Below are 22,648 nucleotides of genomic sequence, written 5' to 3'. Positions count from 1 at the left end.
GCGCCTCGGATTTGGTGAGATGGAAACCACGGAAATCACCACCACTCACCGATTCGGGTGAGAATGGCGGCTCAGGGTGGGACACGTGCGAGGACGGCCGCCGCCGACGACGGAGGTAAGGCACACATGGCACCGTACGAATCCGACGACAGCACGGGGGCCGCGCAGGCCGACGACGAGCTGCGTGCCGAGCGGCGGCGCAAGGCCGCGCGGTACGTCGTCCCGGTCGCGGTGGTGGGGGTGGCCGCGGCGACGATCGGCCTGGTTCCGGCGCTCGCCGACTCCGGTGACCCCAACCTGCCGAAGATCACCGCTCAGGAACTCATCAACAAGATCGCCAAGTCGGACGTGCAGCAGCTGTCCGGCACGGTGAAGATCAGCACCGACCTCGGCCTGCCCGACCTGGGCGGTCTGGAGAGCAGCCTGCTGTCCGGCGCGACGCAGGGCAGCGGCGACGGTTCGTCCGCCGACCCGTCGGCCAAGCTCACCGAGCTGGCCTCCGGCACGCACACGCTGCGCGTCGCCGCCGACGGCCCCGAGAAGCAGAAGGTGTCGCTGCTGGAGAGCGGCGCCGAGTACAGCCTCATCCACAACGGCACGAACGTGTGGGGCTACGACAGCAAGTCCAACGAGGTCTACCACTCCACCGTCGCCGACTCCGGCAAGGCCGAGCGGCACGAACCCCCGGCCACGCCCAAGGACTTCGCCGACGAGATCCTCAAGTCGGTCGACGGCACCACCTCGGTGACGGTCGACGGCACCGCCCAGGTCGCCGGCCGCGACGCCTACCGCCTGGTCATCAAGCCCAAGCAGTCCGGTACGACGGTCGGTGCGATCAGCATCGCGGTGGACGCCAAGACCGGCACCCCGCTGAAGTTCACCCTCACCCCGTCGAGCGGCGGTGCGGCCGTGATCGACGCCGGCTACACCCAGGTCAGCTTCGCCGAGCCGGCCGCTTCGACCTTCGAGTTCACCCCGCCCAAGGGCGCCAAGGTGACGGAGGGCGACGAGACCGGCAAGGCCGGCAAGTCCGGCGGGAACGGCAAGGCCGATGGGTGGGACAAGGGCGGCAAGCCCTCCGAAGCGCCCGACCACGGCTCCGCGAAGGGCCTCGGCAAGGACGGCTTCGACGTCCTCGGCAAGGGCTGGAACTCCATAGCCGTCCTCGACAGCGGCAGCAAGGGCGGCCTGCCCACCGGCTCCGCCTCCGGCGGCGGCGACCTGAGCGGCTTCCTCGGCTCGCTCGGCGACCCGGTCTCCGGCAAGTTCGGCAAGGGCACCGTCTTCTCCACCCGGCTGATCAACGCCCTGATCACCGACAACGGCAAGGTGTACGTCGGCGCGGTGGACAAGGCCGCGCTGGTCAAGGCGGCGAACGCGGGGTAGCGCAGGGCGGCGCGGGTACCGCACGTACCCTTTGCCGCAGGACGAATCGAGGGAGCCGATGGACCAACCGTCCGCCACGGAACGGGAGCCGGAGGAACCGGGGGACTCGGAGCAATCCAGGGGCTCCGGGGCCTCCCGGGGCTCCGGGGGTGACGCAGCGGCGAGCGCGAGCGTCATCGACACCCGCGGCCTCACCAAGCGCTACCGCGGCGGACAGCTCGCCGTGGACGGTCTCGACCTGACCGTCCCGGTGGGCAGCGTCTTCGGCTTCCTCGGCCCCAACGGCTCCGGCAAGACCACCACCATCCGCATGCTGATGGGCCTGATCGAGCCCACCTCGGGCACGGCCCGCGTCCTGGGCCGCCCCATGCCGCGCGCCTCCCGTGCCGTACTGCCGCACGTCGGCGCCCTCATCGAGGGCCCGGCCCTGTACGGCTTCCTCTCCGGCCGCGACAACCTGCTCCGGTACGACGCAGCCGACCCGACCGCCGACCCGCGCACCCGGCGCGCCCGCGTCGAGACCGCGCTGGACAGGGTGGGCCTGACGGCGGCCGCCGCGAAGAAGGCCAGGGCCTACTCTCTCGGCATGAAGCAGCGCCTGGGCCTGGCCGCCGCACTGCTCCAGCCCCGTAAGCTGCTGGTCCTGGACGAACCGACCAACGGCCTCGACCCCCAGGGCATGCGGGAGATCCGTTCCCTGGTGCGGGAGCTGGCCGCGGACGGCACCACCGTCTTCCTCTCCTCCCACCTCCTCGACGAGATCGAGCAGGTCTGCACCCACGCGGCCGTGATGGCCCAGGGCCGCCTGATCACCCAGGGCGCGGTGGCCGACCTGGCGGCCGGCGCGCGCGGCCTGCTCGTGGTCACCACCCCGGACACCGGGGAGGCGGCCCGGGTGCTCAAGGAACAGGGCGTCGCGGACGTCGTCGCCGCCGAGGACCGGGTGACCGGCGAGCCGCCCGAGCGCGACCTCGCCGAGGTGAACGCGGCGCTCGTCGCGGCCGGCGTCCGGGTCCGGGGCTTCGTGCTCGAACGGGCCTCGCTGGAGGACGCGTTCGTGGCGCTGACCGGGGAGGGCTTCGATGTCGCAGGCTGACGTGGCGGTCGCAGAAGGAGCGGCAGGAGTGGGAGGGGCGGCAGGAACGGCCGTACGGCCCAGCCCGCTGTGGACCCTCGGTCTGCTGCGCAGCGAACTGGTCACCACCCTCCGACGCTGGCGCACCCTCGCACTCCTGGGTGTGCTGGCGGCGGTGCCGATCCTGGTCGGTATCTCCGTGAAGATCGAGACGAGCGGTGACGGCCAGGCGGGCCGGGGCGGCGGCGGGGGCCCGGCGTTCATCTCGCAGATCACCAACAACGGACTGTTCCTGGTGTTCACGGCACTGGCCGCGACCCTCCCGTTCTTCCTGCCGATGGCCGTCGGCGTGGTGGCCGGGGACGCGATCGCGGGCGAGGCCAACGCGGGCACCCTGCGCTACCTGCTCGTCGCCCCCGCGGGCCGTACCCGCCTGCTGCTCACCAAGTACGCGACGACGATGGCCTTCTGCCTGCTCGCCACCCTGGTGGTGGCCGCCTCCGCCCTCGCCGTCGGCGCGCTCCTCTTCCCGCTCGGCGGCCTGACGACGATCTCGGGCACCCAGATCTCGTTCACCGAGGGCCTCGGCCGCGCCCTGCTGATCGCCCTGGTGGTCGCCGCGTCCCTGACGGGCATAGCCGCCCTCGGCCTGTTCGTCTCCACCCTCACCAACAGTGGTATCGCGGCGATGGCGACCACTGTCGGGCTGCTCATCACCGTCCAGATCCTCGACCAGATCCCTCAGCTGCACGCGCTCCAGCCGTATTTCTTCTCCCACTACTGGCTGTCCTTCGCCGACCTGATGCGCGACCCCGTCTACTGGGACGACCTGGTCAAGAACCTGGAGCTGCAGACCCTGTACGCGGCGGTGTTCGGTTCGGCGGCCTGGGCGCGGTTCACGACGAAGGACATCACCGCGTAGCGGAGCCGGCCCGCTGGTGGGGGAAGCGGGCCAAGGGCGCGTCCTGGGCGAAGAACTCCTTGGCCCGTGCCAGCGCCTCGGTGTCCTTGAGCACGTCCCCTCGCGCGCTGCCGTTGCCCAGCAACACCCCGCCGAAACGCATCCCCATGTACGCGGCGGAGTTGTTCAGGAGGCCGGTGTACGGGTCGGCGACCGACGGCTCCCGGTCGGCCAGTACGGCCACGCCCCACAGGGTGCGCCCTGCCAGGGTCGCCTTGAAGTCGACGCCGGGCGTGCGCAGCCAGCCCGACCAGTAGTCCAGGTAGCGCTTGGTGAGGCCGGAGACCGAGTACCAGTACACCGGCGAGGCGATTACGATGTCGGTCGCCGCGAGCGTGGCGTCGAGCAGCAGACCGGCGTTGGTGTGCGAGGGGGCGCGCACATGGTCGCTGTCGCGCCGCAGGTCGGCGAAGTCCGGCAGCGGATGCTCGGCGAGGCTGATCCACCGCTGTTCGACGTCCTCGGGCAGTTGCTCGGCGGCTCTGCGGGCCAGGAGTTCGGTGTTGCCGTCCGTCCGGGCGCTGCCCAGCACGAACAGGAAACGGCGCGTCATGAATCCCCCACGGTGAACGGCGTGCGCAAATGAATACGCATGCACTATATGTGCGTGCAACTAAATCTCCAAGGGGGTCTGCGACTCACCCTCCTTCGTTCCTGGTGCGAGGCTGTGACGTCGCGGTGACGCGGGAGCCGCGCCGAGCGGAGAGACTGGGGCGTACGCACGGGTACGACCGGATGGCGACGCCGGGGGAATGAGGGCCGATGTCCCGACTCAGCAGCAAGGAGCAGCGGGAAGTCCAGGAAGCGGGGTGCCCGGTACCGGTCGACGTCCGGGTGGCCGACCGCGCCGCGTCCGTGGACGGCGTACCGCTGCTGCCGGGTCCCGGTGAGGAACCCCAGCATGCGGTCCTCAACCACCTCCACCGCCTTGCCCGCACCACCGGCCGCCCGGTCCTCGCCACCGTCCACGACACCCGCATCGGCTATGTCGTCTCCCTTCAGGTGAACCTGGACGGCTCCAGTACCTTCACCGGCGACCCGGTACGGATGGCCGCACCGGCCGAACCGAAGGAACCCGCTCCGGCGTTCCCCCTGCGGGCCGTACCGGAACCGCCCGCCTCGTCCGTCCCGGCCGTACCGGAGCCACCGGCCCCGCCCGTATCGCCCGTGCCGGCGCCGCTGGCACCAGGCACCGTCCAGGCGCCCACCGGCGTCTTCGGCCCGCCGCCCGTCATGAGCATCCCGGCCCCGGCCTCAGTCCCGGCCCAAGCCCCCGTCACCCCCGACGAGCCGGTCGTCGACCGTGACCCCGACCCCAGGCCCACCCCCGCCCGCGGATTCGACGCGGTCGCCGAGGAGGTGCTCGGGGACGAGCCCGTCACCGTGACGGCGGAGGGGGCCGCGCTGCTCACCGAGCCGATGGCGCGGATCAACGAGGCCGTCCGGGCGGGCCGTATCGAGGCGGCGGCCGAGCTCGCGGAAGGCACCGTTGCCGAGGCGTCCGCGGTCCTCGGCGACCGCCACACCGAGGTGCTGCACCTGCGTGAGCTGACCGCGTACATCGCCTATCTGGCGGGCGACCCGCTGCGCGCCTTCCATCTCTCCCTCGACCTGGCGCGGCAGCGCCGGCAGGCGCGGGACGGCGAGGGGGCGTACGGCAATGTGCGCAGCGCGGCCACCGCCTGGCGCGCGGTGCGCGACCCGGAGCACGGGCTGCGGCTCGGCCGTGACCTGATCGACCTGTGGACGCAGCTCACCACCGAGGACGGCCCGGCGGCCGGCGACATGGACGAACTGGAGTCGGCCCGGGCCCGCATGAACCGCCTCACGGAACGCGCCCGCCGCGCGGCCGAGAACGGTTAGGCGCTCACTGCACGCAGAACTCGTTGCCCTCCGGGTCGGCCATCACTGTCCATGCGCCGGCCGGCTCGGAGACATGCCGCACCACGGCCGCCCCCAGCCCTTCGAGGCGTGTCACCTCGTCCGCCCGCTGCCCCTCCCCGGCGTGCAGGTCGACGTGGAGCCGGTTCTTGCCGGACTTGGCCTCCGGCACCCGCTGGAACAGCAGCCGCCGCCCGAGGCCCATGCCGCGCTCCTCGTCGTACGGATCGTCCGGATGCCGTACGGCGATCAGGTCACGGAAGGCGGCACGGCCGTGGTACTCGACGGTGGCCGCGCCGGACAGCGCGCCCAGCTCCAGCAGGCGTTCGACGAACGCGCTGTTGTCCTCGGCCACGTAGTGCAGCGCGGCGGCCCAGAAGTCGGCCTGTGCGTGCGGATCGCGGGCGTCGATGACGAGCTTCCAGTGCAGGGGTGCGGGCGTCTGCGTCATGCCGCCCACTTATAGCCGACGGCCGGGGACCTCACACCTGACTTGCGGGAGTCTCCGTGGCGGGCGCGGCCGGACGTGGTACGGGCGCCGTCGCCAGGGCACGCGCCGACCGGTGGGCGGTGCGCAGCGCGTCCCAGGTGAGCAGGGCGAGCGCGACCCAGACCAGGGCGAAGCCGGCCCAGCGTTCGGGGGGCATGGCCTCGTGGAAGTAGAGGATGCCGAGCAGGAACTGGAAGACCGGCGCGAGGTACTGCAGCAGGCCGAGCGTGGAGAGCGGGACGCGGATCGCGGCGGCACCGAAGCAGACCAGCGGGAGTGCGGTGACGATGCCGGTGGAGGCCAGCAGGGCCGCGTGCCCGGTGCCGTCGTCGACGAAGCTGGACTCACCGTGGGCGGCCAGCCACAGCAGATAGCCAAGCGCGGGCAGGAACTGGATCGCGGTCTCCGCCGCGAGTGACTCGATGCCGCCGAGGTTGACCTTCTTCTTGACGAGCCCGTAGGTGGCGAAGGAGAAGGCCAGCACGAGGGAGATCCACGGCGGCTGCCCGTAGCCGACGGTCAGGACGACCACGGCGGTGAATCCGACGCCCACCGCCGTCCACTGTGCGGGCCGCAGCCGCTCCTTCAGCAGCAGCACGCCCATGGCGATGGTCACCAGGGGGTTGATGAAGTAGCCGAGCGAGGCCTCGACGACGTGCCCGGCGTTCACGGCCCAGATGTAGACGCCCCAGTTGACGGTGATCACGGCGGCGGCGACCGTCACCAGCGCCAGCCGGCGCGGCTGCCGCAGCAGTTCGCCGGCCCAGGCCCAGCGCCGTACGAAGACCAGCGCGACGGCGACGAAGACCAGGGACCACACCATCCGGTGGGCCAGGATCTCCATCGATCCGGCGGGCTTCAGCAGCGGCCAGAAGAGGGGGACCAGGCCCCACATCCCGTAGGCCGCGAAGCCGTTCAGCAGCCCTGCCCGCCGCTCACCCTTCGATATATCGGCCACCGGCCCTCCTCGTCCCCAGTTTCAGCACATCTGGACGAAGGTAACGCCGGAAACCCCTGTTCGTCATGGCCGTATCGGCATACGGTCATGACGAACAGGGGTGGGTGTGTTCGTGCAGGTCAGCCCTTGAGGGCTGCGGCGACGGCCTCGGAGATCGGGGAGGTCGGGCGGCCGGTCAGCCGGGAGAGGTCGCCGGAGTCGACGACCAGCTCGCCCTTGGCGATCGACGCGTCGACCTCGACCAGGATCCCGGCGAACGGCTCCGGCACGCCGGCGCCGGTCAGGATGCCCTGGAGCACCTCGCCGGGCACGGAGTTGTAGGCGATGTCCTTACCGGTCTGCGCGGCGATCTCGGCCGCGTACTCGGCGAAGCCCCAGGCGACGTCGCCGCCCAGCTCGTACGTCTGGTTCTCGTGGCCCTCACCGGTCAGCACGGCGACCGCGGCGGCCGCGTAGTCGGCGCGGGAGGCGGAGGAGACGCGGCCCTCGCCGGCGGCCGTGACGACGGCGTTGTGCTCCAGGACCGGGGCGAGGTTCTCGGTGTAGTTCTCGTGGTACCAGCCGTTGCGCAGCAGGGTGTACGGCAGGCCGGAGGCGAGCAGCGCCTCCTCGGTGGCGCGGTGGTCGTCCACCAGCGAGGCGTGCAGGCTGCCCGGGGCGCTGGTGTAGGCGAGCAGGGTCACACCGGCCGCCTTGGCGGCGTCGATGACGACCTTGTGCTGGGCGGGGCGGCCCTGGTCGAACTCGTTGCCGGAGATCAGCAGCACCTTGTCGCCGGCGGCGAACAGACCGTCGAAGGTCTCGGGGGCGTTGTAGTTCGCGACGGCGATCTTCACGCCCTTCGCGGCGAAGTCGGCGGCCTTGGCCTCGTCGCGCACGACGGCGGTGATCTGCTCGGCCGGGACCTTCTCCAGCAACTGCGTCACGACGTGACGGCCGAGGTGTCCGGTGGCTCCGGTGACAACGATGCTCATGGTGTGCGATCTCCTTGTGGGGTTCCGATGCCACTAACCCTAGGAGGTGCGCTAACCAATGGAAAGTACCCACTTTGAAGTAAGGTACTTGCATGTCAGTAAGTACCCATGAGGTCGAGGAGCACCCCGACACGCATGCCGGGTCGGCCGACAGGCGCGAGAAGTGGGACAAGTACGTCGTCGGCGAGGCGATGTGCCCGTACCGCCTGGTCCTGGAGCACGTCACCAGCCGCTGGGGCGTACTGGTCCTGATCCAGCTGCTCGACCGTCCCTACCGCTTCAGCGAACTGCGCCGCGCGATCGGCCGGGTCAGCGAGAAGATGCTCACCCAGACCCTCCAGACCCTGGAGCGCGACGGTCTCGTCCACCGTGATGCCAAGCCGGTCATCCCGCCCCGCGTCGACTACTCCCTCACCGACCTGGGCCGTGAGGCGGCCGGGCAGGTGCGGGACCTGGCGCTGTGGACCGAGCGGCGGATGCCGGACGTGGAACGGGCCCGGGAGGCCTACGACGAGGCGAAGCGCGCCTGAGGCGCGGGGCGCGCCCGGAAAGCGGAGCGGGGCCCGGACATGGTGTCCGGGCCCCGCTCCGTGGTTGCCGGGGTCAGCCGACGACGGTCCAGGTGTCCCCGCCTGCCAGCAGCGCCGCGAGGTCGCCCTTGCCGTGCTGTTCCACCGCGGTGTCGAGCTGTTCGGACATCTGCGTGTCGTAGACGGGCCGTTCAACCGAGCGGAAGACACCGACGGGCGTGTTGTGCAGGGTGTCGGGATCCGCCAGCCGGGACAGCGCGAACGCCGTGGTGGGGGAGGGGGAGTGGGCGTCGTGGACGACGATCTCGGACTCGTTGTCCGGGGTCACGTCGACCACCTTCAGGTCGCCGGTGAGCCGGTCGCGTACGACACCGCGGGCGAGGCCGGCGCCGAAGCGGATGGGCTGCCCGTGCTCCAGGCGGATCATCGCCTCCTCCGCCGTCTGCTTGTCCTTGAGCGCGTCGAAGGCGCCGTCGTTGAAGATGTTGCAGTTCTGGTAGATCTCGATCAGGGCCGTGCCCGGGTGGGCGGCGGCCTGGCGCAGCACCTCGGTCAGGTGTTTGCGGTCGGAGTCGATGGTGCGGGCGACGAAGGACGCCTCCGCGCCGATCGCCAGCGACACCGGGTTGAAGGGGGCGTCCAGCGAACCCATCGGTGTCGACTTGGTGATTTTCCCGACCTCGGAGGTCGGTGAGTACTGCCCCTTCGTCAACCCGTAGATGCGGTTGTTGAAGAGGAGGATCTTCAGGTTGACGTTGCGGCGCAGGGCGTGGATGAGGTGGTTGCCGCCGATGGACAGGGCATCACCGTCACCGGTGACCACCCACACCGACAGATCCCGCCTGCTCGTCGCCAGCCCCGTGGCGATCGCCGGGGCGCGCCCGTGGATGGAGTGCATCCCGTAGGTGTTCATGTAGTACGGGAAGCGGGAGGAGCAGCCGATCCCGGAGACGAAGACGATGTTCTCCTTCGCCAGCCCCAGCTCCGGCATGAACCCCTGCACGGCCGCGAGGATCGCGTAGTCGCCGCACCCCGGGCACCAGCGCACCTCCTGGTCGGACTTGAAGTCCTTCATGGACTGCCTGCCCTCGGCCTTCGGCACGAGCTGGAGCAGCTGGTTGGTGGCGTCGGTCATGGCATCAGTCATGGATGGCCTCCTTGAGCGCCGCGGCGAGCTGCTCGGCCTTGAACGGCATGCCGTTGACCTGGTTGTACGAATGCGCGTCCACCAGGTACTTCCCCCGGATGAGCAGGGCGAGCTGACCGAGGTTCATCTCGGGGATCACCACCTTGTCGTAACCCGCCAGGACGCTGCCGAGATTCCTCGGGAAGGGGTTGAGGTGGCGCAGGTGCGCCTGCGCGATCGCCTCACCGGCCCCGCGCAGCCGCCGTACCGCCGCGGTGATCGGCCCGTACGTCGAGCCCCAGCCCAGCACCAGGACCCGCGCCCCGTCCGGGTCGTCGACCTCGATGTCGGGCACGTCGATGCCGTCGATCTTGGCCTGCCGGGTGCGGACCATGAAGTCGTGGTTGGCGGGGTCGTAGGAGATGTTGCCCGTGCCGTCCTGCTTCTCGATCCCGCCGATGCGGTGTTCGAGGCCGGGTGTGCCGGGGACCGCCCACGGCCGGGCGAGGGTCTGCGGGTCGCGTTTGTACGGCCAGAAGACCTCGGTGCCGTCCTCCAGGGTGTGGTTGGGGCCGCTCGCGAACTGCACACGCAGATCCGGGAGCTCCTCCAGCTCCGGGATCCGCCAGGGCTCGCTGCCGTTGGCCAGATACCCGTCGGACAGGAGCATCACGGGGGTCCGGTACGTCAGCGCGATCCGCGCCGCCTCCAGGGCCGCATCGAAGCAGTCGGCCGGGGTCCGCGGCGCGATCACCGGGACCGGCGCCTCGCCGTTGCGCCCGAACATCGCCTGCAGCAGATCCGCCTGCTCGGTCTTGGTCGGCAGACCGGTGGAGGGCCCGCCGCGCTGGATGTCGACGACCAGCAGCGGCAGCTCCAGCGAGACGGCGAGCCCGACCGTCTCCGCCTTCAGTGCCACACCGGGACCGGACGTCGTGGTCACCGCAAGGGAGCCGCCGAAGGCCGCGCCCAGGGCCGCACCGATCCCCGCGATCTCGTCCTCGGCCTGGAAGGTGCGCACACCGAAGTTCTTGTGCTTCGACAGCTCGTGCAGGATGTCGGAGGCCGGCGTGATCGGGTAGGAGCCGAGGAACAGGGGCAGATCCGCCTGCCGGGACGCGGCGACCAGGCCGTAGGCCAGCGCCAGGTTCCCGGAGATGTTCCGGTACGTGCCGACCGGGAACGCGGTGGTCGCCGGGGCGATCTCGTAGGAGACGGCGAAGTCCTCGGTCGTCTCGCCGAAGTTCCAGCCCGCCCGGAAGGCCGCCAGGTTGGCGTTCATCACCTCGGGCTTGCGGGCGAACTTCTGCTTCAGGAACTTCTCCGTGCCCTCGGTCGGCCGGTGGTACATCCATGACAAGAGGCCGAGCGCGAACATGTTCTTGCTGCGCTCGGCCTCTTTGCGGGTGAGGTCGAATTCCTTCAGTGCCTCCACGGTCAGTGTGGTCAGCGGCACCGGATGGAGGCTGTAGCCGTCGAGCGACCCGTCCTCCAGGGGCGAGCCGTCGTATCCGACTTTCTGCATCGCCCGTTTGGTGAACTCGTCGGTGTTGACGATGATCTCCGCGCCGCGCGGCAGATCCCCGATGTTGGCCTTCAGCGCGGCCGGGTTCATCGCGACCAGCACGTTCGGCGCGTCACCCGGGGTGAGGATGTCGTGGTCCGCGAAGTGCAACTGGAACGAGGAGACGCCGGGCAGGGTGCCGGCGGGTGCGCGGATCTCGGCGGGGAAGTTCGGCAGGGTCGACAGATCGTTGCCGAAGGATGCGGTCTCCGACGTGAACCGGTCGCCGGTGAGCTGCATACCGTCACCCGAGTCCCCCGCGAACCGGATGATCACCCGATCCAGGCGCCGAACGGCCTTCACACCGCCCGGCTTGCGCTGTTCTCCAACGACGGTTCCGTCGGCCTGTTCCGTTGTCCTGCTGACCTGGCTGGTCACTGAACTGGACCTCCTTCGAGGCGGCTGCCCGGGAGTGGTCGTCCCACGGACCATCCCACATTCAACCCTACGTCGGTTAGGGTCGCCTTCCCGTGCCTGCTCGCATGATGGACGGCGTCCTGAGACGACCTGTCGCCCTGACTTGTCACGATTTTCCCTCCCCCTGGCTGCCTGGCGGCGCCGACACGGTGTCGTCGGCCCGTCAGGAGTTCAGATAGGTCAGAACGGCCAGAACGCGCCGGTGATCCCCGCCGCTCTGGGCGAGCCCGAGCTTGAGGAAGATGTTGCTGACGTGCTTCTCGACGGCTCCGTCGCTCACGACCAGTTGCCGGGCGATCGCCGAGTTCGTCCGTCCCTCGGCCATCAGCCCCAGCACCTCCCGCTCGCGCGGGGTCAGCCCGGCCAGTACGTCCTGCTTGCGGCTGCGTCCGAGCAGCTGCGCGACCACCTCGGGATCGAGGGCCGTACCGCCCTCGGCGACCCGTACGACGGCGTCCACGAACTCCCGCACCTCGGCGACCCGGTCCTTCAGCAGGTAGCCCACGCCCCGGCTGGAACCGGCCAGCAGTTCGGTGGCGTAGCGCTCCTCCACGTACTGCGACAGCACCAGTACCCCGAGCCCCGGATGAGCCTTCCGCAGTCGTACGGCGGCCCGTACCCCTTCGTCGGTGTGCGTCGGCGGCATCCGCACGTCCGCCACGACGACATCGGGGACGGCCCCCTGCGCGTCCAGATCGGAGATGGTCTTGACCAGCGCCTCCGCGTCGCCGACGCCCGCGACAACGTCATGCCCCCGGTCGGTCAACAGCCGGGTCAGCCCCTCCCTGAGCAGCACTGAATCCTCGGCGATGACCACCCGCACCCTGTCCTCCACGATCTCCCGGCCCCCCACACCCCGTCCGGCGTACATGCCTGCCCTGTCCGAAAGTCCAGCATTCCAGCATTCGGATCGGAGTGCGCTGGGGTAAGGAGAGGAGGCGAGCCAAATCAGCCCGTAGGGCGTGCGGGGGCGAAGGACGGTCGGCACCGCAACCCGGTCCGTCGGGCGCGTGAGGTGGCCGGCGCTACGACTCGGCCCCGTCCGGCGTTCGAGGACGGGGCCGGGCAGCGGGCGCGGGATCCTCCCGGCCTCAGCCCCGCCAGGGCAGCTCCGCCGTCACCCGCGTGGGCCCGCCCGACGGCGAGTCGACCACCAGGATCCCGTCGACCGCGTCCAGCCGCTCGGCGAGCCCGGCCAGCCCCGACCCCCCGGCCGTGTCCGCACCCCCCACCCCGTCGTCCTCGACCTGCAGCATCAGCCGGTCCTCGCTGCGCCAGACATCCACCGTCGCCCCGCTCGCCCGCGCGTGCTTGCTGACGTTCTGCAGCAGTTCGGACACCGTGAAGTACGCGATGCCCTCGATCGCCGCCGCCGGCCGCTCGGCCAGTTCGACGTCCACCCGCACCGGCACCGTGCAGCGCGAGGCCACCGCAGACAGCGCCGCATCCAGCCCCCGGTCGGTCAGCACCGCCGGATGGATCCCGCGGGCCAGGTCCCTGAGCTCCTGCAGCGCGGTCTTCACCTCACCGTGCGCCTCGTCCACCATCCGCGCCGCGACCTGCGGATCCTCCCGCAGCTTCTCCTTCGCCAGCCCCAGATCCATGGCCAGAGCCACTAGCCGGGCCTGCGCCCCGTCGTGCAGATCCCGCTCGATCCGCCGCAGATCGGCGGCGGCCGTGTCGACGACCACCCCCCGGTCGGACTCCAGCTCCACCACGCGGGACGCCAGCCTCGATGGCCCGAGCAGCCCGTGCACCATCACCCGGTCCACCAACGTCAGCGCCCGTACGATCCACGGCGTCGCCAGCGTGAACAGCAGCCCCACCAGCGCCGTCACGGTGATCTCGAACGGGTTGTCGAGGTAGACGCTGTGGTGTGCGTCGCCGTACAGCTGGAGTCCGCCCTGGCCGGCCCACATCGGGAAGACCCAGAACCACAGCGGGTACGTCAGCAGGGCCCAGCCGTACGCCCAGAAGTTCAGCGCGACCACGAAGGAGAACGCCGACCACGGGAACTGCAGGACCGCATACAGCAGATGCCGCCAGGACGTGCCGCTCTTCAGCACCGCGCCCATCCAGGCGAAGAACCCCGGCTTGCGCATCCGCAACGGTTCCGGGTCGGCCACCTCCAGCCTCAGCAGCCCACGCGCGCGTGCCCGCTCCAGCGCCCCGAAGCCCCGGCACCCGGCGAGGGCCACAGCCAGCAGCGGGATCCCGACGAACGTCACCAGCAGACCGACACCGAGGGACAGCATCGTCACCGTCCACACGAACAGCGCGAGACCGATCGGAAAGCCCAGCAGGACATAGCCGAACTCACGCCAGCTGCGCGCCTCGAACGGCGCCCGCAGCGCGGCCGGCACACGATGCCGACGCTCACCGTGGGACCCGTAGCCGTAGCCGTAGCCGTAGCCGTAGCCGTATTCGTGGCCGCGGTCCTGTCCGTAGCCGTCGTCCTGCCCGTACCCGCGTCCGTACTCCGTGGCCATCGCGCCGTCCCGTCCCGTCCTGACCTGTCCCGGTCTCATCGGCACTGTTCTGCCGTGTCTCCACCCTGCTGTGCCGCAGGTCCGCGGACCATGGAGACCGTCGGCGTCTTGGACGGGGGGTTTTCCCCACCCCCCGTTCCCGGTCCGCTGCTACGACCGGTCGCGCCAGGGCAGCTCGGCGGTGACCGTCGTGGGACCGCCGGCCGGTGAGTCGACGACGAACAGGCCGTCCACCGCACCCAGCCGGTCCGCGAGCCCCCTCATTCCGGTGCCGCGATCCAGGCTCGCGCCGCCGCGTCCGTCGTCCTGCACCTGGATCAGCAGCCGGTCGTCGGCCCGCCACACATCGACCGAGGCGCTACGTGCCCCGCTGTGCTTGCTGATGTTCTGCAGCAGCTCGGAGACGGTGAAGTAGGCGATGCCCTCGATCGCCGGCGCCGGCCTGGACCGCAGATCGGCCGTCACCTGCACCGGCACCGTGCACCGCGAGGCGACCGAGGACAGCGCCGCGTCCAGCCCCCGGTCGGTCAGCACCGCCGGATGGATGCCGCGGGCCAGGTCCCTGAGCTCCTGCAGCGCCAGTTTCACCTCGCCGTGCGCCTCCTCGACCATCGCGGCGGCCGAGTCGGGATCCTCCAGCAGCTTCTCCTTCGCCAGACCGAGCCCCATCGCGAGGTTGACGAGCCGGGCCTGCGCGCCGTCGTGCAGATCCCGTTCGATGCGGCGCAGGTCGGCGGCGGCCGTGTCCACCACGACCCCCCGGTCCGACTCCAGTTCGGCGATCCGGCGCTCCAGCTCGTCGGAAGGCGACAGCAGCCCGCGCACCATCGCCCGGTCCGCGTTCGCCAGCCCGCGCGCGATGAACGGCAGCACCGGCCACAGCACAAACAACGAGGGCAGCACGACCGCGAAGGTGAGGACCCCCCAGGGCAGCCGGATCAAGTAGTACAGCAGCGTCCGCCAGCCCACCGGATCCTTCAACGCCATCCACAGCCGCTGCGTACCCGCACCACGCCTGGCCCTCGGTATCGGACTCGGCTCGTCCACCCGCACCCCGAGCAACGCACGCGCGCGTGCCCGTTCCATCTTCCCCAGCTGCCGGGTGCCCAGGAGCGAGGCCGCGAGCAGGGGGATGCCGACCACCGTGAGCGTCAGCAGGCCGCACACCCACAGCGTGACGAAGACGTAGACGAAACCGAGCACCGATACCGGCAGGTTCAGCAGAAGGTGCGCGATCTCCTTCCAGGTGTGACCGTCGTACGCGAGGCGGACGGGCGGCAGCCGCTCGCGGTCTTCTCTGCCGTCGGCGAAGCTGGGGGAACGGGGTGCAGGTGCGGTCATATGCGCCAGCGTGCCGTGTGCCGTGGCGCCGCGCCATGGAGTTCGCCGCCGGGGGCACCCTGGGGAAAACCCCACCGCCTGCCCCCGGCGCCGGGTCCCACCGTTTGACGGCCTGCTTACCGTGTCTTTATCAGGGCCTAGACTCCCGTGCGTACAGATCGTCGAATCAAGAGTTGACCGAGGTCACGACAGCGGGCCGGGCCAGGTCTGCTGTCTGTCGAGGGAGTGAGGGACGGACGATGCGGGAGACGGTGGGTGGTGAACCGACCGTGGCCGTCGCGGCGGGCTACTTCGCGTCCTACTCGGTCGTGGGACTGCTGACGCTGATCGGCGTGCTCTTCGTCGCCGTCGCCTTCGGGGCTGGCCGGCTGCTGCGCCCCGTGGTCCCCACCCCCGAGAAACTCCTGACCTACGAGTGCGGTGTCGACCCCGTCGGCGAGGGCTGGGCCCACACCCAGGTCCGCTACTACGTCTACGCCTTCCTCTACGTCGTCTTCGCGGTCGACTCGATCTTCCTGTTCCCCTGGGCGACGGTCTTCGCCGCCCCCGGCTATGGCGCCACCACGCTCGTGGAGATGTTCGTCTTCCTCGGCTTCCTCGCCATCGGCCTGCTGTACGCATACAAGAAGGGCGTCCTGACATGGACGTGACGCCGGATGTGACGCCGTCGGAGCCTGTGCTGCTCCCGGAGCCGAAGAGGCTGGGCGCGCTAGCCCGCCTGGCCCCCGAACCGATGAAGGTCGTCCTCAACTGGGGCCGCCGCTACTCGCTCTGGGTCTTCAACTTCGGCCTCGCCTGCTGCGCCATCGAGTTCATCGCCGCGTCGATGGCCCGCCACGACTTCATCCGCCTCGGCGTGATCCCCTTCGCGCCGGGCCCCCGCCAGGCCGACCTGATGGTGGTCTCCGGCACGGTCACGGACAAGATGGCCCCCGCCGTCAAGCGCCTCTACGAGCAGATGCCCGAACCCAAGTACGTCATCTCCTTCGGCGCCTGTTCCAACTGCGGCGGCCCCTACTGGGACTCCTACTCCGTCACCAAGGGCGTCGACCAGATCATCCCGGTCGACGTCTACGTCCCCGGCTGCCCGCCGCGCCCCGAGGCCCTCCTCCAGGGCATCCTCAAACTCCAGGAGAAGATCGCGGCGGAGTCCCTCGGCGAGCGCTACGGCACCGCCCGCCCCTCCACCGCGGCCCTCCAGAGCGGCCTGGTGCTCCCGCCGGCCCCCGCGGGAGAGGCGGACGCGCGATGACGGCCCCGACCGCCGGCTGGCTGCCGGCCCCTGTCGAGGAACTCTTCGGCACGGACGCGACCGCGGAGGAGTCCTACGAGGTCCTGACGGTCGACGTCCCCGCCTCCTCCTGGCTCACCGCCCTCGAAACCGCCCGTACGACCCTCTCCTGCACCTACTTCGACTGGCTGAGCGCGGTCGACGAGCCCGGCACCGGCTTCCTCGTCTGTGCCCACGTCGCCGCCCTCGCCCCGGTCCGCCGCCTGCTGCTGCGCACGACCGTGCCCCACGCCGCTCCCCAACTCGCCTCCGCAGTGGGCATCTACGCGGGAGCCCGCTGGCATGAACGCGAGACCCACGAGATGTTCGGCGTCCGCTTCGCTGGCCACCCCGGCCTAGACCACCTCCTCCTCCCGGAAACCTTCGAGGGCCACCCCCTCCGCAAGGACTTCGTCCTCGCCGCCCGCGTGGCCAAGGCCTGGCCCGGCGCGAAGGAACCGGGCGAGTCCGACCACGGCGGCCCCAAGCGCCGCCAGATGCTCCCCCCGGGCGTCCCCGACCCGAACGAATGGGGCCCCCTGAAAGGCCAGCTCCCCCCCGCCCCCGCCCGCCCGGCCCGGGCCGCAGCAGCCCGAGCCGTCGGCGAACGCCCGGCCCGCGCGACCGGCGAGCGTCCAGTACGGCGCTCCCGTACTACTGCGGAGGGCTCGGCCAGCCAGACGGCGGAGACGACTGCGACGACGGCGGCAGCAGGCGCCACCGGGCAGGCATCTGCGGCGGGGGAAGCGCCGCCTCCCGAGACCCAGCGGTCGGCCACCCCGCGCCGGGCACGCACCGCGGGCGAGGGCTCTGCCTCCCAGCGAGCTGCCGCCGAGGAGCAGCCCTCGGCAGCCGCCCCCCGCCGGGCGCCGACCGCGAGTGAGGGGTCAGCTTCACAGCGGACGGAATCCGCCGCCGAGGAGACCGCTCCGGTGACAGAGCCGCCGACCGCTCCCCGGGGGCCGCGCCGGGCCCGCACCGCCTCGGGCGGCTCCGCTTCACAGCGCGCCCAGGAGACAGCACCACCGGCGGAACCGGCCACCCCGGCCCACCCCTCGACCCCGCGCAGCTCGGACGCACCGTGGCACCACGCCCGTCCGGCCTTCGACGAACCGGAGGCTGAGCAACAGCGCGAGGCAGCAGCCGAGCCGACGGAGACGAGCGGGGCCGGTCCCAGGCCCACGGCAGAGGCGCCGGGGCAGGAGCCGGGTGCGTCACCCGAGTCCGCGGCGCGGGAGTCGGCAACGCCTGAGCCGACCAGGCCTGAGCCGACTGGGCCCGAGTCGGATGGTGGTCCTGAGGCGGATGGGTCTGAACCGGCTGCGAACGAGTCGGCCGGACCCGCGCTCGTTGCACCGGAGTCGGCGGCGCCGAAGCCTGCCGAACCGGAGGGGCCCGATGAGCCCGAGGACACCGAGGCTGGGACCTCAGCCCCGGACACCCCCGGTGCCGACACCTCGGATGACCCCGACGCCCTCGCCCCGGAGGCACCGGTCTCTCCGGACGCCGAGGCTTCCGCCCTCGATGCCTTGCCCGGTCCCGAAGCCCCGGCCCCTGACGGCACCACCCCCGGACAACCCTCCGCACCCCACGACGACCGCCCAGGAGGCCCGCAGTGAACGACGCTCTGGACGTCGCCCTGCGACTCCTCGTCGTGTTCGTCGTCTTCCTCACCTTCCCCCTGATCGTCGGTCAGACCGAGCACAAGGTGATGGCCCATATGCAGGGCCGCCTCGGCCCGATGTACGCCGGTGGCTTCCACGGCTGGGCCCAGCTCATCGCCGACGGCGTGAAGTTCGCGCAGAAGGAGGATGTGGTCCCGGCGGGCGCGGACCGCCGTATCTTCCAGCTCGCTCCCGCGGTGGCCCTCCTCCCGTATCTGCTCGTGCTGCTCGCCATCCCGGTCGGGCCTGGCAAAGGCGCTGTCGGCCAGGTCCTGGACGCGGGTGTCTTCTTCGTGCTGGCCGTGATGGGCGTCGGCGTCCTCGGCTCGCTCATGGCCGGCTGGGCCAGTGCCAACAAGTTCTCCCTTCTCGGCGGCCTGCGCACCGCCGCTCAGCTCCTCTCCTACGAACTCCCGATGCTGCTCGCCGCCGCCTCCGTGGCGATGGCGGCCGGCACGGTCTCCCTGCCGGGCATCGTCGCGGCCTTCCACTGGTGGTGGTTGCCCTGGCAGATCACCGGCGGTCTGGTCTTCTTCACCGCCGGCCTCGCGGAGCTCCAGCGGCCTCCGTTCGACATGCCCGTCGCCGACTCGGAGATCATCTTCGGGGCGTACACCGAGTACACCGGTCTGCGGTTCGCCCTGTTCCTGCTCGCCGAGTACGCCGGGATCGTCGTCCTGTGCGGCCTGACCACCGTCCTCTTCCTGGGCGGCTGGCACGGTCCGTGGGGTGCCGACGGCCTCGGCTGGGTGTGGACCCTCCTGAAGACGGCGATCCTCGCCTTCGTCGTGATCTGGCTCCGCGTGACCTACCCCCGCCTGCGTGAGGACCAGCTGCAGAAGTTCTCCTGGACCCTCCTCGTCCCCCTTTCTCTCGCCCAGATCGCCCTCACCGGCATCGTCAAGGTGGTGATCTCCTAGTGGCCCCCATCCCTGGCTCCGGCCTCGCCAAGGGCCTGGCCGTCACCCTGCGCACGATGACCCGGAAGTCGGTCACCGAGCAGTACCCGGACGCCCTTCCCGAACTCCCGCCCCGCACCCGGGGTGTGATCGGCCTGTTCGAGGAGAACTGCACGGTCTGCATGCTCTGCGCCCGTGAGTGCCCCGACTGGTGCATCTACATCGACTCCCACAAGGAGACCGTCCCGGCGGCGGCCCCGGGGGGCCGCGAGCGCAGTCGCAACGTCCTGGACCGCTTCGCCATCGACTTCTCCCTGTGCATGTACTGCGGTATCTGCATCGAGGTGTGTCCTTTCGACGCCCTGTTCTGGTCCCCGGAGTTCGAGTACGCCGAGACCGACATCCGCGAACTCACCCATGAGCGCGACAAGCTCCGCGAGTGGATGTGGACGGTCCCGGCCCCGCCCGCTCTCGACCCGGGTGCGGAGGAACCGAAGGAGATCGCCGCCGCCCGGAAGACCGCGGAGAAGCTCGCCGCCGCGCAGGCCGAGCAGACCGCGCAGACCGATTCGGCCGCTGACCGCGCAGAGCCGGGGGAGGGAGAGTCGTGAGCCCCCTCGCCCAAGCGCCGCACGGCTTCCTGTCGCCGACCGGTGTGGAGATCGCCTTTCTCCTCGTCGGTCTGGTCACCTTCGGGGCCGCGCTGGTCACGGTCACCACCCGTCAGCTGGTGCACGCCGCCCTGTGGCTGGTGGTCGCCCTCGGCGGCCTCGCCGTCGAATACCTGCTGCTCACCGCCGAGTTCATCGCCTGGGTGCAGGTCCTCATCTATGTGGGTTCCGTCGTCGTCCTCCTTCTCTTCGGTCTGATGCTCACCAAGGCCCCGATCGGCCGCTCCCCGGACGCCGACTCCGGGAACCGCTGGGCCGCGCTGGCCGTCGCCGTGGCTGCGGCCGCCGCCCTGGTCTGGGTGGTCGTGGACGCCTTCCGCACCACCTGGATCGACTTGGGCGGCGCCGCCGCCGGCTCGACGAAGGTCACCGGCGCGAGCCTTTTCCAGAACTGGGTCCTGCCCTTCGAGGCCCTCTCCGTCCTCCTTCTCGCGGCCCTGGTCGGGGCGATCGTCCTGTCCCGGAAGGCGAAGGCGGATCCGTCCCCGCCCCCTGTGAACGGGCGGGCCGTCACGCAGAGTTCCCCTCCGGTCACGGATTCCGGGATTTACCCGATCGAGCAGGAGGGCGCCCGCTGATGCACCTCGCCTATCCCGCCGTCCTCTCCGCCCTTCTCTTCTGCACCGGCCTGTACGGCGTCCTCGCCCGCCGCAACGCGATCCTGGTCCTGATGTCGGTCGAGCTGATGCTCAACGCCGTCAACCTCAATCTCGTCGCCTTCGACGTGTGGCTGAGCAAGACCGCCCGGGACACCCTGCACTCCGGACAGGCGCTGACCCTGTTCACCATCGCCATCGCCGCCGCCGAGATCGGCATCGGCCTGGCGATCGTCCTCGCCGTCTACCGCAACCGCGGAACTTCCGACATCGACCGGCTCCGCGACACCGCCGAGGGCCACCAGAGCGGCACGCCCACGGACGGGACGGCCGGCGAGAAGGCTGAGGCCACCGCGTGACCACGACCACCCTCGCCGTCCTCGTCCCCCTGCTGCCCTTTCTGGCAGCCACGGCCGGTCTGCTCCTCGGGCGTACCGCGCCCGGGTTCGTCCGCCCGCTCGCGGTCCTGCCGACCCTCGCCGCGCTGGCGCTGGCCATCGCGGTCGCCGTCGACCAGGGCGGCGGCCGGGCCGTCCAGACGCACACCGAGCTCACCCCGACCGGCTCGGTCCCGATCGAACTCGCCCTGGACATCGACGGCTTCGCCGCCCTCGTCGCCGTCCTGGTCGCATTCGTCGCCACCTGCGTGCAGATCTACTCGACCGGCTACCTGCGCGACGACCCGCGCTACCCCTCGTACGCCGCCCTCGTCTCCCTCTTCACCTCCGCGATGCTGCTGGTCGTCTACTCCGGCGACCTGATCGTGCTGCTGGTCGGCTGGGAAGTCATGGGTATCTGCTCGTACTTCCTGGTCGGTCACTACTGGGAGACCCCCGAGGCGCGCGCCGCCTCCATCAAGGCCTTCCTGGTCACCAAGCTCGGCGACGTGCCATTCCTGATCGGCCTGTTCGCACTGGCCACCGACGCCGGGTCGTTCCGCATCACCACGGTCCTCGGGACCGTCGCGAACGGCGGACTGCACCACCCGACCCTGGTCGGCCTGCTGCTCCTGTGCGGCGTGGCGGGCAAGTCGGCGCAGTTCCCGCTGCACACCTGGCTCCCCGACGCGATGGCCGGCCCGACCCCGGTCTCCGCGCTGATCCACGCCGCGACGATGGTCGCCGCCGGTGTCTACTTCGTCGCCCGTCTCCTTCCGGTCTTCGAGGCCAGTGCCTGCGTGATGGTCGTCCTCGCCGTCATGGGCGCCGTGACGATGGTCGGCTCGGCCCTTGCAGCGCTCGCCCAGGACGACATCAAGCGGGTCCTCGCCTATTCGACGATCGGCCAGCTCGGCTACATGACCGGCGCCCTCGCCGTCGGCGACCGCGGTGCCGCCGTCTTCCACCTCCTGTCGCACGGCGCCTTCAAGGCGCTGCTGTTCCTCGCGGCCGGCGTGGTCATCCACGCCGCCGGCACCAACTCGCTGGCCGTCATGTCCCGCACCTCGGGCCTGCGCGACCGAGTCCCAGACGCCTACTGGACGATGACCGTGGCGCTCCTCGCCCTCGCCGCGATCCCTCCCTTCAGCGGCTTCTTCTCCAAGGAATCCGTACTCGGCGCCGCCGAGCACGTCGCCACCGGCCACACCGAGCACGCCCCCGGCAGCGCCGGCTGGATCGTCCTCGTCGCGGGCCTGGTCACTGCGCTGCTCACCGCCGCCTACGCGACCCGGCTGTGGCTGCTCGCCTTCCGGGGCCGCGGTACCCAGGCCGCGGACCACGGGCGGCAGCCGCTGTCCATGACCGTGGTGCTGTGGGTCCTGGCCGTCCCGTCCCTCGCCTTCGGCGGGCTCGCCTACCGCTTGCTGCCCGACTGGTTCGACGGCCGCGCACTCGCCCCGACCCTCACCACGTCGGTCCTCTCCACCGGCCTCGCGCTGGTCGGCGGACTCGTCACCTACGGCGCCTGGCAGCGCACCCGGTCACTGGCCGCCCGTGTCCCGCTGGGCACAGTAGCCGCCCACCCGGAAGGCGACGCCGGACTCGTCGAGGCCGAGGCCATCGCCGCCCATGAGCCCGCCTTCGGCGATGTGGCCTACGCGCCCGACCCGGCGGACCCCGGCCGGCTGCTGCTCGGCCCGCTGCACCGGCACGCCGCGGAAGGCTTCCACCTGGATGCCGTGTATGACGTGCTGCTCGTCCGTCCCGTCCTGGCCGCGGCGAGCCTCGTGCAGTTCCTCGACCGCGAGGTCGTCGAAACCTACGTACGCGGGGCGGGTGCTCTGCCCCGACTGCTCGGCGCCGCTGTACGGCGTGCCCAGACCGGCAACGTCCAGACCTATGTGAGCGCGCTGCTCGCCGGCACCGTCGTCCTGGCGGTCGCCGTCCTCCTCGTCGCCACGGGAGCGTGAGCAGGC

22 protein-coding genes are annotated in these 22,648 nt (G+C 70.9%); 13 read left to right on the top strand and 9 right to left on the bottom strand.

Features of this window, described 5'->3' with window-relative positions; genetic code table 11:
- The first annotated feature begins 126 nt into the window (after positions 1 to 126).
- The 3 genes from EDD90_RS23325 to EDD90_RS23315 are packed head-to-tail and all read left to right on the top strand — an operon-like array spanning position 127 to position 3,383.
- Positions 127 to 1,386 (top strand): outer membrane lipoprotein carrier protein LolA, encoded by a 1,260-nt coding sequence (locus EDD90_RS23325; protein WP_123974885.1) that lies wholly within the window; start codon positions 127 to 129, stop codon positions 1,384 to 1,386.
- A gap of 58 nt (positions 1,387 to 1,444) precedes the next feature.
- Positions 1,445 to 2,482, top strand: a complete 1,038-nt coding sequence (locus EDD90_RS23320) for an ABC transporter ATP-binding protein (protein WP_123974884.1) — start codon at positions 1,445 to 1,447, stop codon at positions 2,480 to 2,482.
- The gene (locus EDD90_RS23315) at positions 2,469 to 3,383 is read left to right on the top strand and encodes an ABC transporter permease (RefSeq protein WP_185149191.1); all 915 of its coding nucleotides are present in this window, start codon (positions 2,469 to 2,471) and stop codon (positions 3,381 to 3,383) included. Before EDD90_RS23320 ends, EDD90_RS23315 begins: the two co-directional genes overlap by 14 nt.
- Here the strand turns inward: EDD90_RS23315 and EDD90_RS23310 are convergent.
- Positions 3,373 to 3,975, bottom strand: coding sequence for a flavodoxin family protein (locus EDD90_RS23310; RefSeq protein ID WP_123974883.1), 603 nt, complete (start codon positions 3,973 to 3,975; stop codon positions 3,373 to 3,375). The genes EDD90_RS23315 and EDD90_RS23310 overlap by 11 nt on opposite strands.
- Positions 3,976 to 4,184: 209 nt before the next feature.
- Here EDD90_RS23310 and EDD90_RS23305 point away from each other — a divergent pair, with 209 nt between their 5' ends.
- Positions 4,185 to 5,285, top strand: coding sequence for a hypothetical protein (locus EDD90_RS23305; protein ID WP_185149190.1), 1,101 nt, complete (start codon positions 4,185 to 4,187; stop codon positions 5,283 to 5,285).
- A 4-nt stretch (positions 5,286 to 5,289) separates the two neighbouring features.
- Here EDD90_RS23305 and EDD90_RS23300 read toward each other — a convergent pair whose 3' ends face one another.
- The 3 genes from EDD90_RS23300 to EDD90_RS23290 all read right to left on the bottom strand — a co-directional run bounded on the left by EDD90_RS23300 (position 5,290) and on the right by EDD90_RS23290 (position 7,725).
- Positions 5,290 to 5,754 carry a VOC family protein gene (locus EDD90_RS23300; protein WP_123974882.1) on the bottom strand — a complete coding sequence of 155 codons (465 nt, stop codon included), beginning with the start codon at positions 5,752 to 5,754 and terminating at the stop codon, positions 5,290 to 5,292.
- 31 nt (positions 5,755 to 5,785) lie between these two features.
- Positions 5,786 to 6,751 carry an EamA family transporter RarD gene (rarD, locus tag EDD90_RS23295; RefSeq protein WP_123974881.1) on the bottom strand — a complete coding sequence of 322 codons (966 nt, stop codon included), beginning with the start codon at positions 6,749 to 6,751 and terminating at the stop codon, positions 5,786 to 5,788.
- Positions 6,752 to 6,870: 119 nt separating this feature from the next.
- Positions 6,871 to 7,725 carry an SDR family oxidoreductase gene (locus EDD90_RS23290; RefSeq protein ID WP_123974880.1) on the bottom strand — a complete coding sequence of 285 codons (855 nt, stop codon included), beginning with the start codon at positions 7,723 to 7,725 and terminating at the stop codon, positions 6,871 to 6,873.
- 191 nt (positions 7,726 to 7,916) lie between these two features.
- Between EDD90_RS23290 and EDD90_RS23285 the strand changes: the two genes are divergently transcribed.
- Positions 7,917 to 8,255, top strand: coding sequence for a helix-turn-helix domain-containing protein (locus EDD90_RS23285; RefSeq protein WP_123981520.1), 339 nt, complete (start codon positions 7,917 to 7,919; stop codon positions 8,253 to 8,255).
- Between the two features lie 73 nt (positions 8,256 to 8,328).
- On the opposite strand, the gene EDD90_RS23280 is transcribed toward EDD90_RS23285, so the two are convergent.
- The 5 genes from EDD90_RS23280 to EDD90_RS23260 form a co-directional block, all read right to left on the bottom strand.
- Positions 8,329 to 9,390, bottom strand: coding sequence for a 2-oxoacid:ferredoxin oxidoreductase subunit beta (locus EDD90_RS23280; protein WP_123981518.1), 1,062 nt, complete (start codon positions 9,388 to 9,390; stop codon positions 8,329 to 8,331).
- 4 nt (positions 9,391 to 9,394) lie between these two features.
- On the bottom strand, positions 9,395 to 11,323 hold the full coding sequence (locus EDD90_RS23275) for a 2-oxoacid:acceptor oxidoreductase subunit alpha (RefSeq protein WP_123974879.1): 1,929 nt from the start codon (positions 11,321 to 11,323) through the stop codon (positions 9,395 to 9,397).
- A gap of 202 nt (positions 11,324 to 11,525) precedes the next feature.
- Positions 11,526 to 12,233 (bottom strand): response regulator transcription factor, encoded by a 708-nt coding sequence (locus tag EDD90_RS23270; RefSeq protein ID WP_311737212.1) that lies wholly within the window; start codon positions 12,231 to 12,233, stop codon positions 11,526 to 11,528.
- A gap of 220 nt (positions 12,234 to 12,453) precedes the next feature.
- Entirely contained in the window at positions 12,454 to 13,851 is a 1,398-nt protein-coding gene (locus EDD90_RS23265; RefSeq protein WP_123974878.1) for a sensor histidine kinase, read from the bottom strand.
- A 150-nt stretch (positions 13,852 to 14,001) separates the two neighbouring features.
- Positions 14,002 to 15,192, bottom strand: coding sequence for a sensor domain-containing protein (locus tag EDD90_RS23260; RefSeq protein WP_123974877.1), 1,191 nt, complete (start codon positions 15,190 to 15,192; stop codon positions 14,002 to 14,004).
- A gap of 239 nt (positions 15,193 to 15,431) precedes the next feature.
- On the opposite strand from EDD90_RS23260, the gene EDD90_RS23255 reads away from it, so the two are divergent.
- From EDD90_RS23255 to EDD90_RS23220, 8 genes are read left to right on the top strand one after another with little or no spacing between them, the layout of a single operon-like run.
- Positions 15,432 to 15,842, top strand: coding sequence for an NADH-quinone oxidoreductase subunit A (locus tag EDD90_RS23255; RefSeq protein ID WP_123974876.1), 411 nt, complete (start codon positions 15,432 to 15,434; stop codon positions 15,840 to 15,842).
- Positions 15,833 to 16,444 (top strand): NADH-quinone oxidoreductase subunit B, encoded by a 612-nt coding sequence (locus EDD90_RS23250; protein WP_123974875.1) that lies wholly within the window; start codon positions 15,833 to 15,835, stop codon positions 16,442 to 16,444. Before EDD90_RS23255 ends, EDD90_RS23250 begins: the two co-directional genes overlap by 10 nt.
- Entirely contained in the window at positions 16,441 to 18,081 is a 1,641-nt protein-coding gene (locus tag EDD90_RS23245) for an NADH-quinone oxidoreductase subunit C (protein WP_123974874.1), read from the top strand. The genes EDD90_RS23250 and EDD90_RS23245 overlap by 4 nt, the downstream gene beginning before the upstream one ends.
- The gene (locus tag EDD90_RS23240; RefSeq protein ID WP_123974873.1) at positions 18,078 to 19,046 is read left to right on the top strand and encodes a complex I subunit 1 family protein; all 969 of its coding nucleotides are present in this window, start codon (positions 18,078 to 18,080) and stop codon (positions 19,044 to 19,046) included. The genes EDD90_RS23245 and EDD90_RS23240 overlap by 4 nt, the downstream gene beginning before the upstream one ends.
- A complete protein-coding gene (locus tag EDD90_RS23235; RefSeq protein WP_123974872.1) occupies positions 19,046 to 19,636 on the top strand; it encodes an NADH-quinone oxidoreductase subunit I in 591 nt (196 codons plus the stop codon). The genes EDD90_RS23240 and EDD90_RS23235 overlap by 1 nt, the downstream gene beginning before the upstream one ends.
- Entirely contained in the window at positions 19,633 to 20,274 is a 642-nt protein-coding gene (locus EDD90_RS23230) for an NADH-quinone oxidoreductase subunit J (RefSeq protein WP_123974871.1), read from the top strand. Before EDD90_RS23235 ends, EDD90_RS23230 begins: the two co-directional genes overlap by 4 nt.
- Positions 20,274 to 20,651 (top strand): NADH-quinone oxidoreductase subunit NuoK, encoded by a 378-nt coding sequence (gene nuoK, locus EDD90_RS23225; RefSeq protein WP_123974870.1) that lies wholly within the window; start codon positions 20,274 to 20,276, stop codon positions 20,649 to 20,651. The genes EDD90_RS23230 and nuoK overlap by 1 nt, the downstream gene beginning before the upstream one ends.
- Complete coding sequence (locus tag EDD90_RS23220; protein ID WP_123974869.1) at positions 20,648 to 22,642, top strand: NADH-quinone oxidoreductase subunit L; 1,995 nt, start codon at positions 20,648 to 20,650, stop codon at positions 22,640 to 22,642. The genes nuoK and EDD90_RS23220 overlap by 4 nt, the downstream gene beginning before the upstream one ends.
- Positions 22,643 to 22,648: the final 6 nt, after the last annotated feature.

This window comes from Streptomyces sp. Ag109_O5-1, assembly GCF_003814875.1.
In the GTDB taxonomy this organism is placed as follows: domain Bacteria; phylum Actinomycetota; class Actinomycetes; order Streptomycetales; family Streptomycetaceae; genus Streptomyces; species Streptomyces sasae.
This window is presented reverse-complemented; position numbering and strand designations above follow the sequence as displayed.

What these genes read in the sequence shown, in the direction of transcription:
- EDD90_RS23320 (WP_123974884.1), top strand. Translation starts at nt 1,445, where the DNA reads ATGGACCAACCGTCCGCCACGGAACGGGAGCCGGAGGAACCGGGGGAC.
- EDD90_RS23300 (WP_123974882.1), bottom strand. Translation starts at nt 5,754, where the DNA reads ATGACGCAGACGCCCGCACCCCTGCACTGGAAGCTCGTCATCGACGCC.
- nuoK (WP_123974870.1), top strand. Translation starts at nt 20,274, where the DNA reads ATGCACCTCGCCTATCCCGCCGTCCTCTCCGCCCTTCTCTTCTGCACC.
- EDD90_RS23280 (WP_123981518.1), bottom strand. Translation starts at nt 9,390, where the DNA reads ATGACCGACGCCACCAACCAGCTGCTCCAGCTCGTGCCGAAGGCCGAG.
- EDD90_RS23255 (WP_123974876.1), top strand. Translation starts at nt 15,432, where the DNA reads ATGCGGGAGACGGTGGGTGGTGAACCGACCGTGGCCGTCGCGGCGGGC.
- EDD90_RS23305 (WP_185149190.1), top strand. Translation starts at nt 4,185, where the DNA reads ATGTCCCGACTCAGCAGCAAGGAGCAGCGGGAAGTCCAGGAAGCGGGG.
- EDD90_RS23245 (WP_123974874.1), top strand. Translation starts at nt 16,441, where the DNA reads ATGACGGCCCCGACCGCCGGCTGGCTGCCGGCCCCTGTCGAGGAACTC.
- EDD90_RS23260 (WP_123974877.1), bottom strand. Translation starts at nt 15,192, where the DNA reads ATGACCGCACCTGCACCCCGTTCCCCCAGCTTCGCCGACGGCAGAGAA.
- EDD90_RS23290 (WP_123974880.1), bottom strand. Translation starts at nt 7,725, where the DNA reads ATGAGCATCGTTGTCACCGGAGCCACCGGACACCTCGGCCGTCACGTC.
- EDD90_RS23325 (WP_123974885.1), top strand. Translation starts at nt 127, where the DNA reads ATGGCACCGTACGAATCCGACGACAGCACGGGGGCCGCGCAGGCCGAC.
- EDD90_RS23285 (WP_123981520.1), top strand. Translation starts at nt 7,917, where the DNA reads ATGTGCCCGTACCGCCTGGTCCTGGAGCACGTCACCAGCCGCTGGGGC.
- EDD90_RS23315 (WP_185149191.1), top strand. Translation starts at nt 2,469, where the DNA reads ATGTCGCAGGCTGACGTGGCGGTCGCAGAAGGAGCGGCAGGAGTGGGA.
- EDD90_RS23310 (WP_123974883.1), bottom strand. Translation starts at nt 3,975, where the DNA reads ATGACGCGCCGTTTCCTGTTCGTGCTGGGCAGCGCCCGGACGGACGGC.
- EDD90_RS23270 (WP_311737212.1), bottom strand. Translation starts at nt 12,233, where the DNA reads ATGTACGCCGGACGGGGTGTGGGGGGCCGGGAGATCGTGGAGGACAGG.
- EDD90_RS23250 (WP_123974875.1), top strand. Translation starts at nt 15,833, where the DNA reads ATGGACGTGACGCCGGATGTGACGCCGTCGGAGCCTGTGCTGCTCCCG.
- EDD90_RS23265 (WP_123974878.1), bottom strand. Translation starts at nt 13,851, where the DNA reads ATGGCCACGGAGTACGGACGCGGGTACGGGCAGGACGACGGCTACGGA.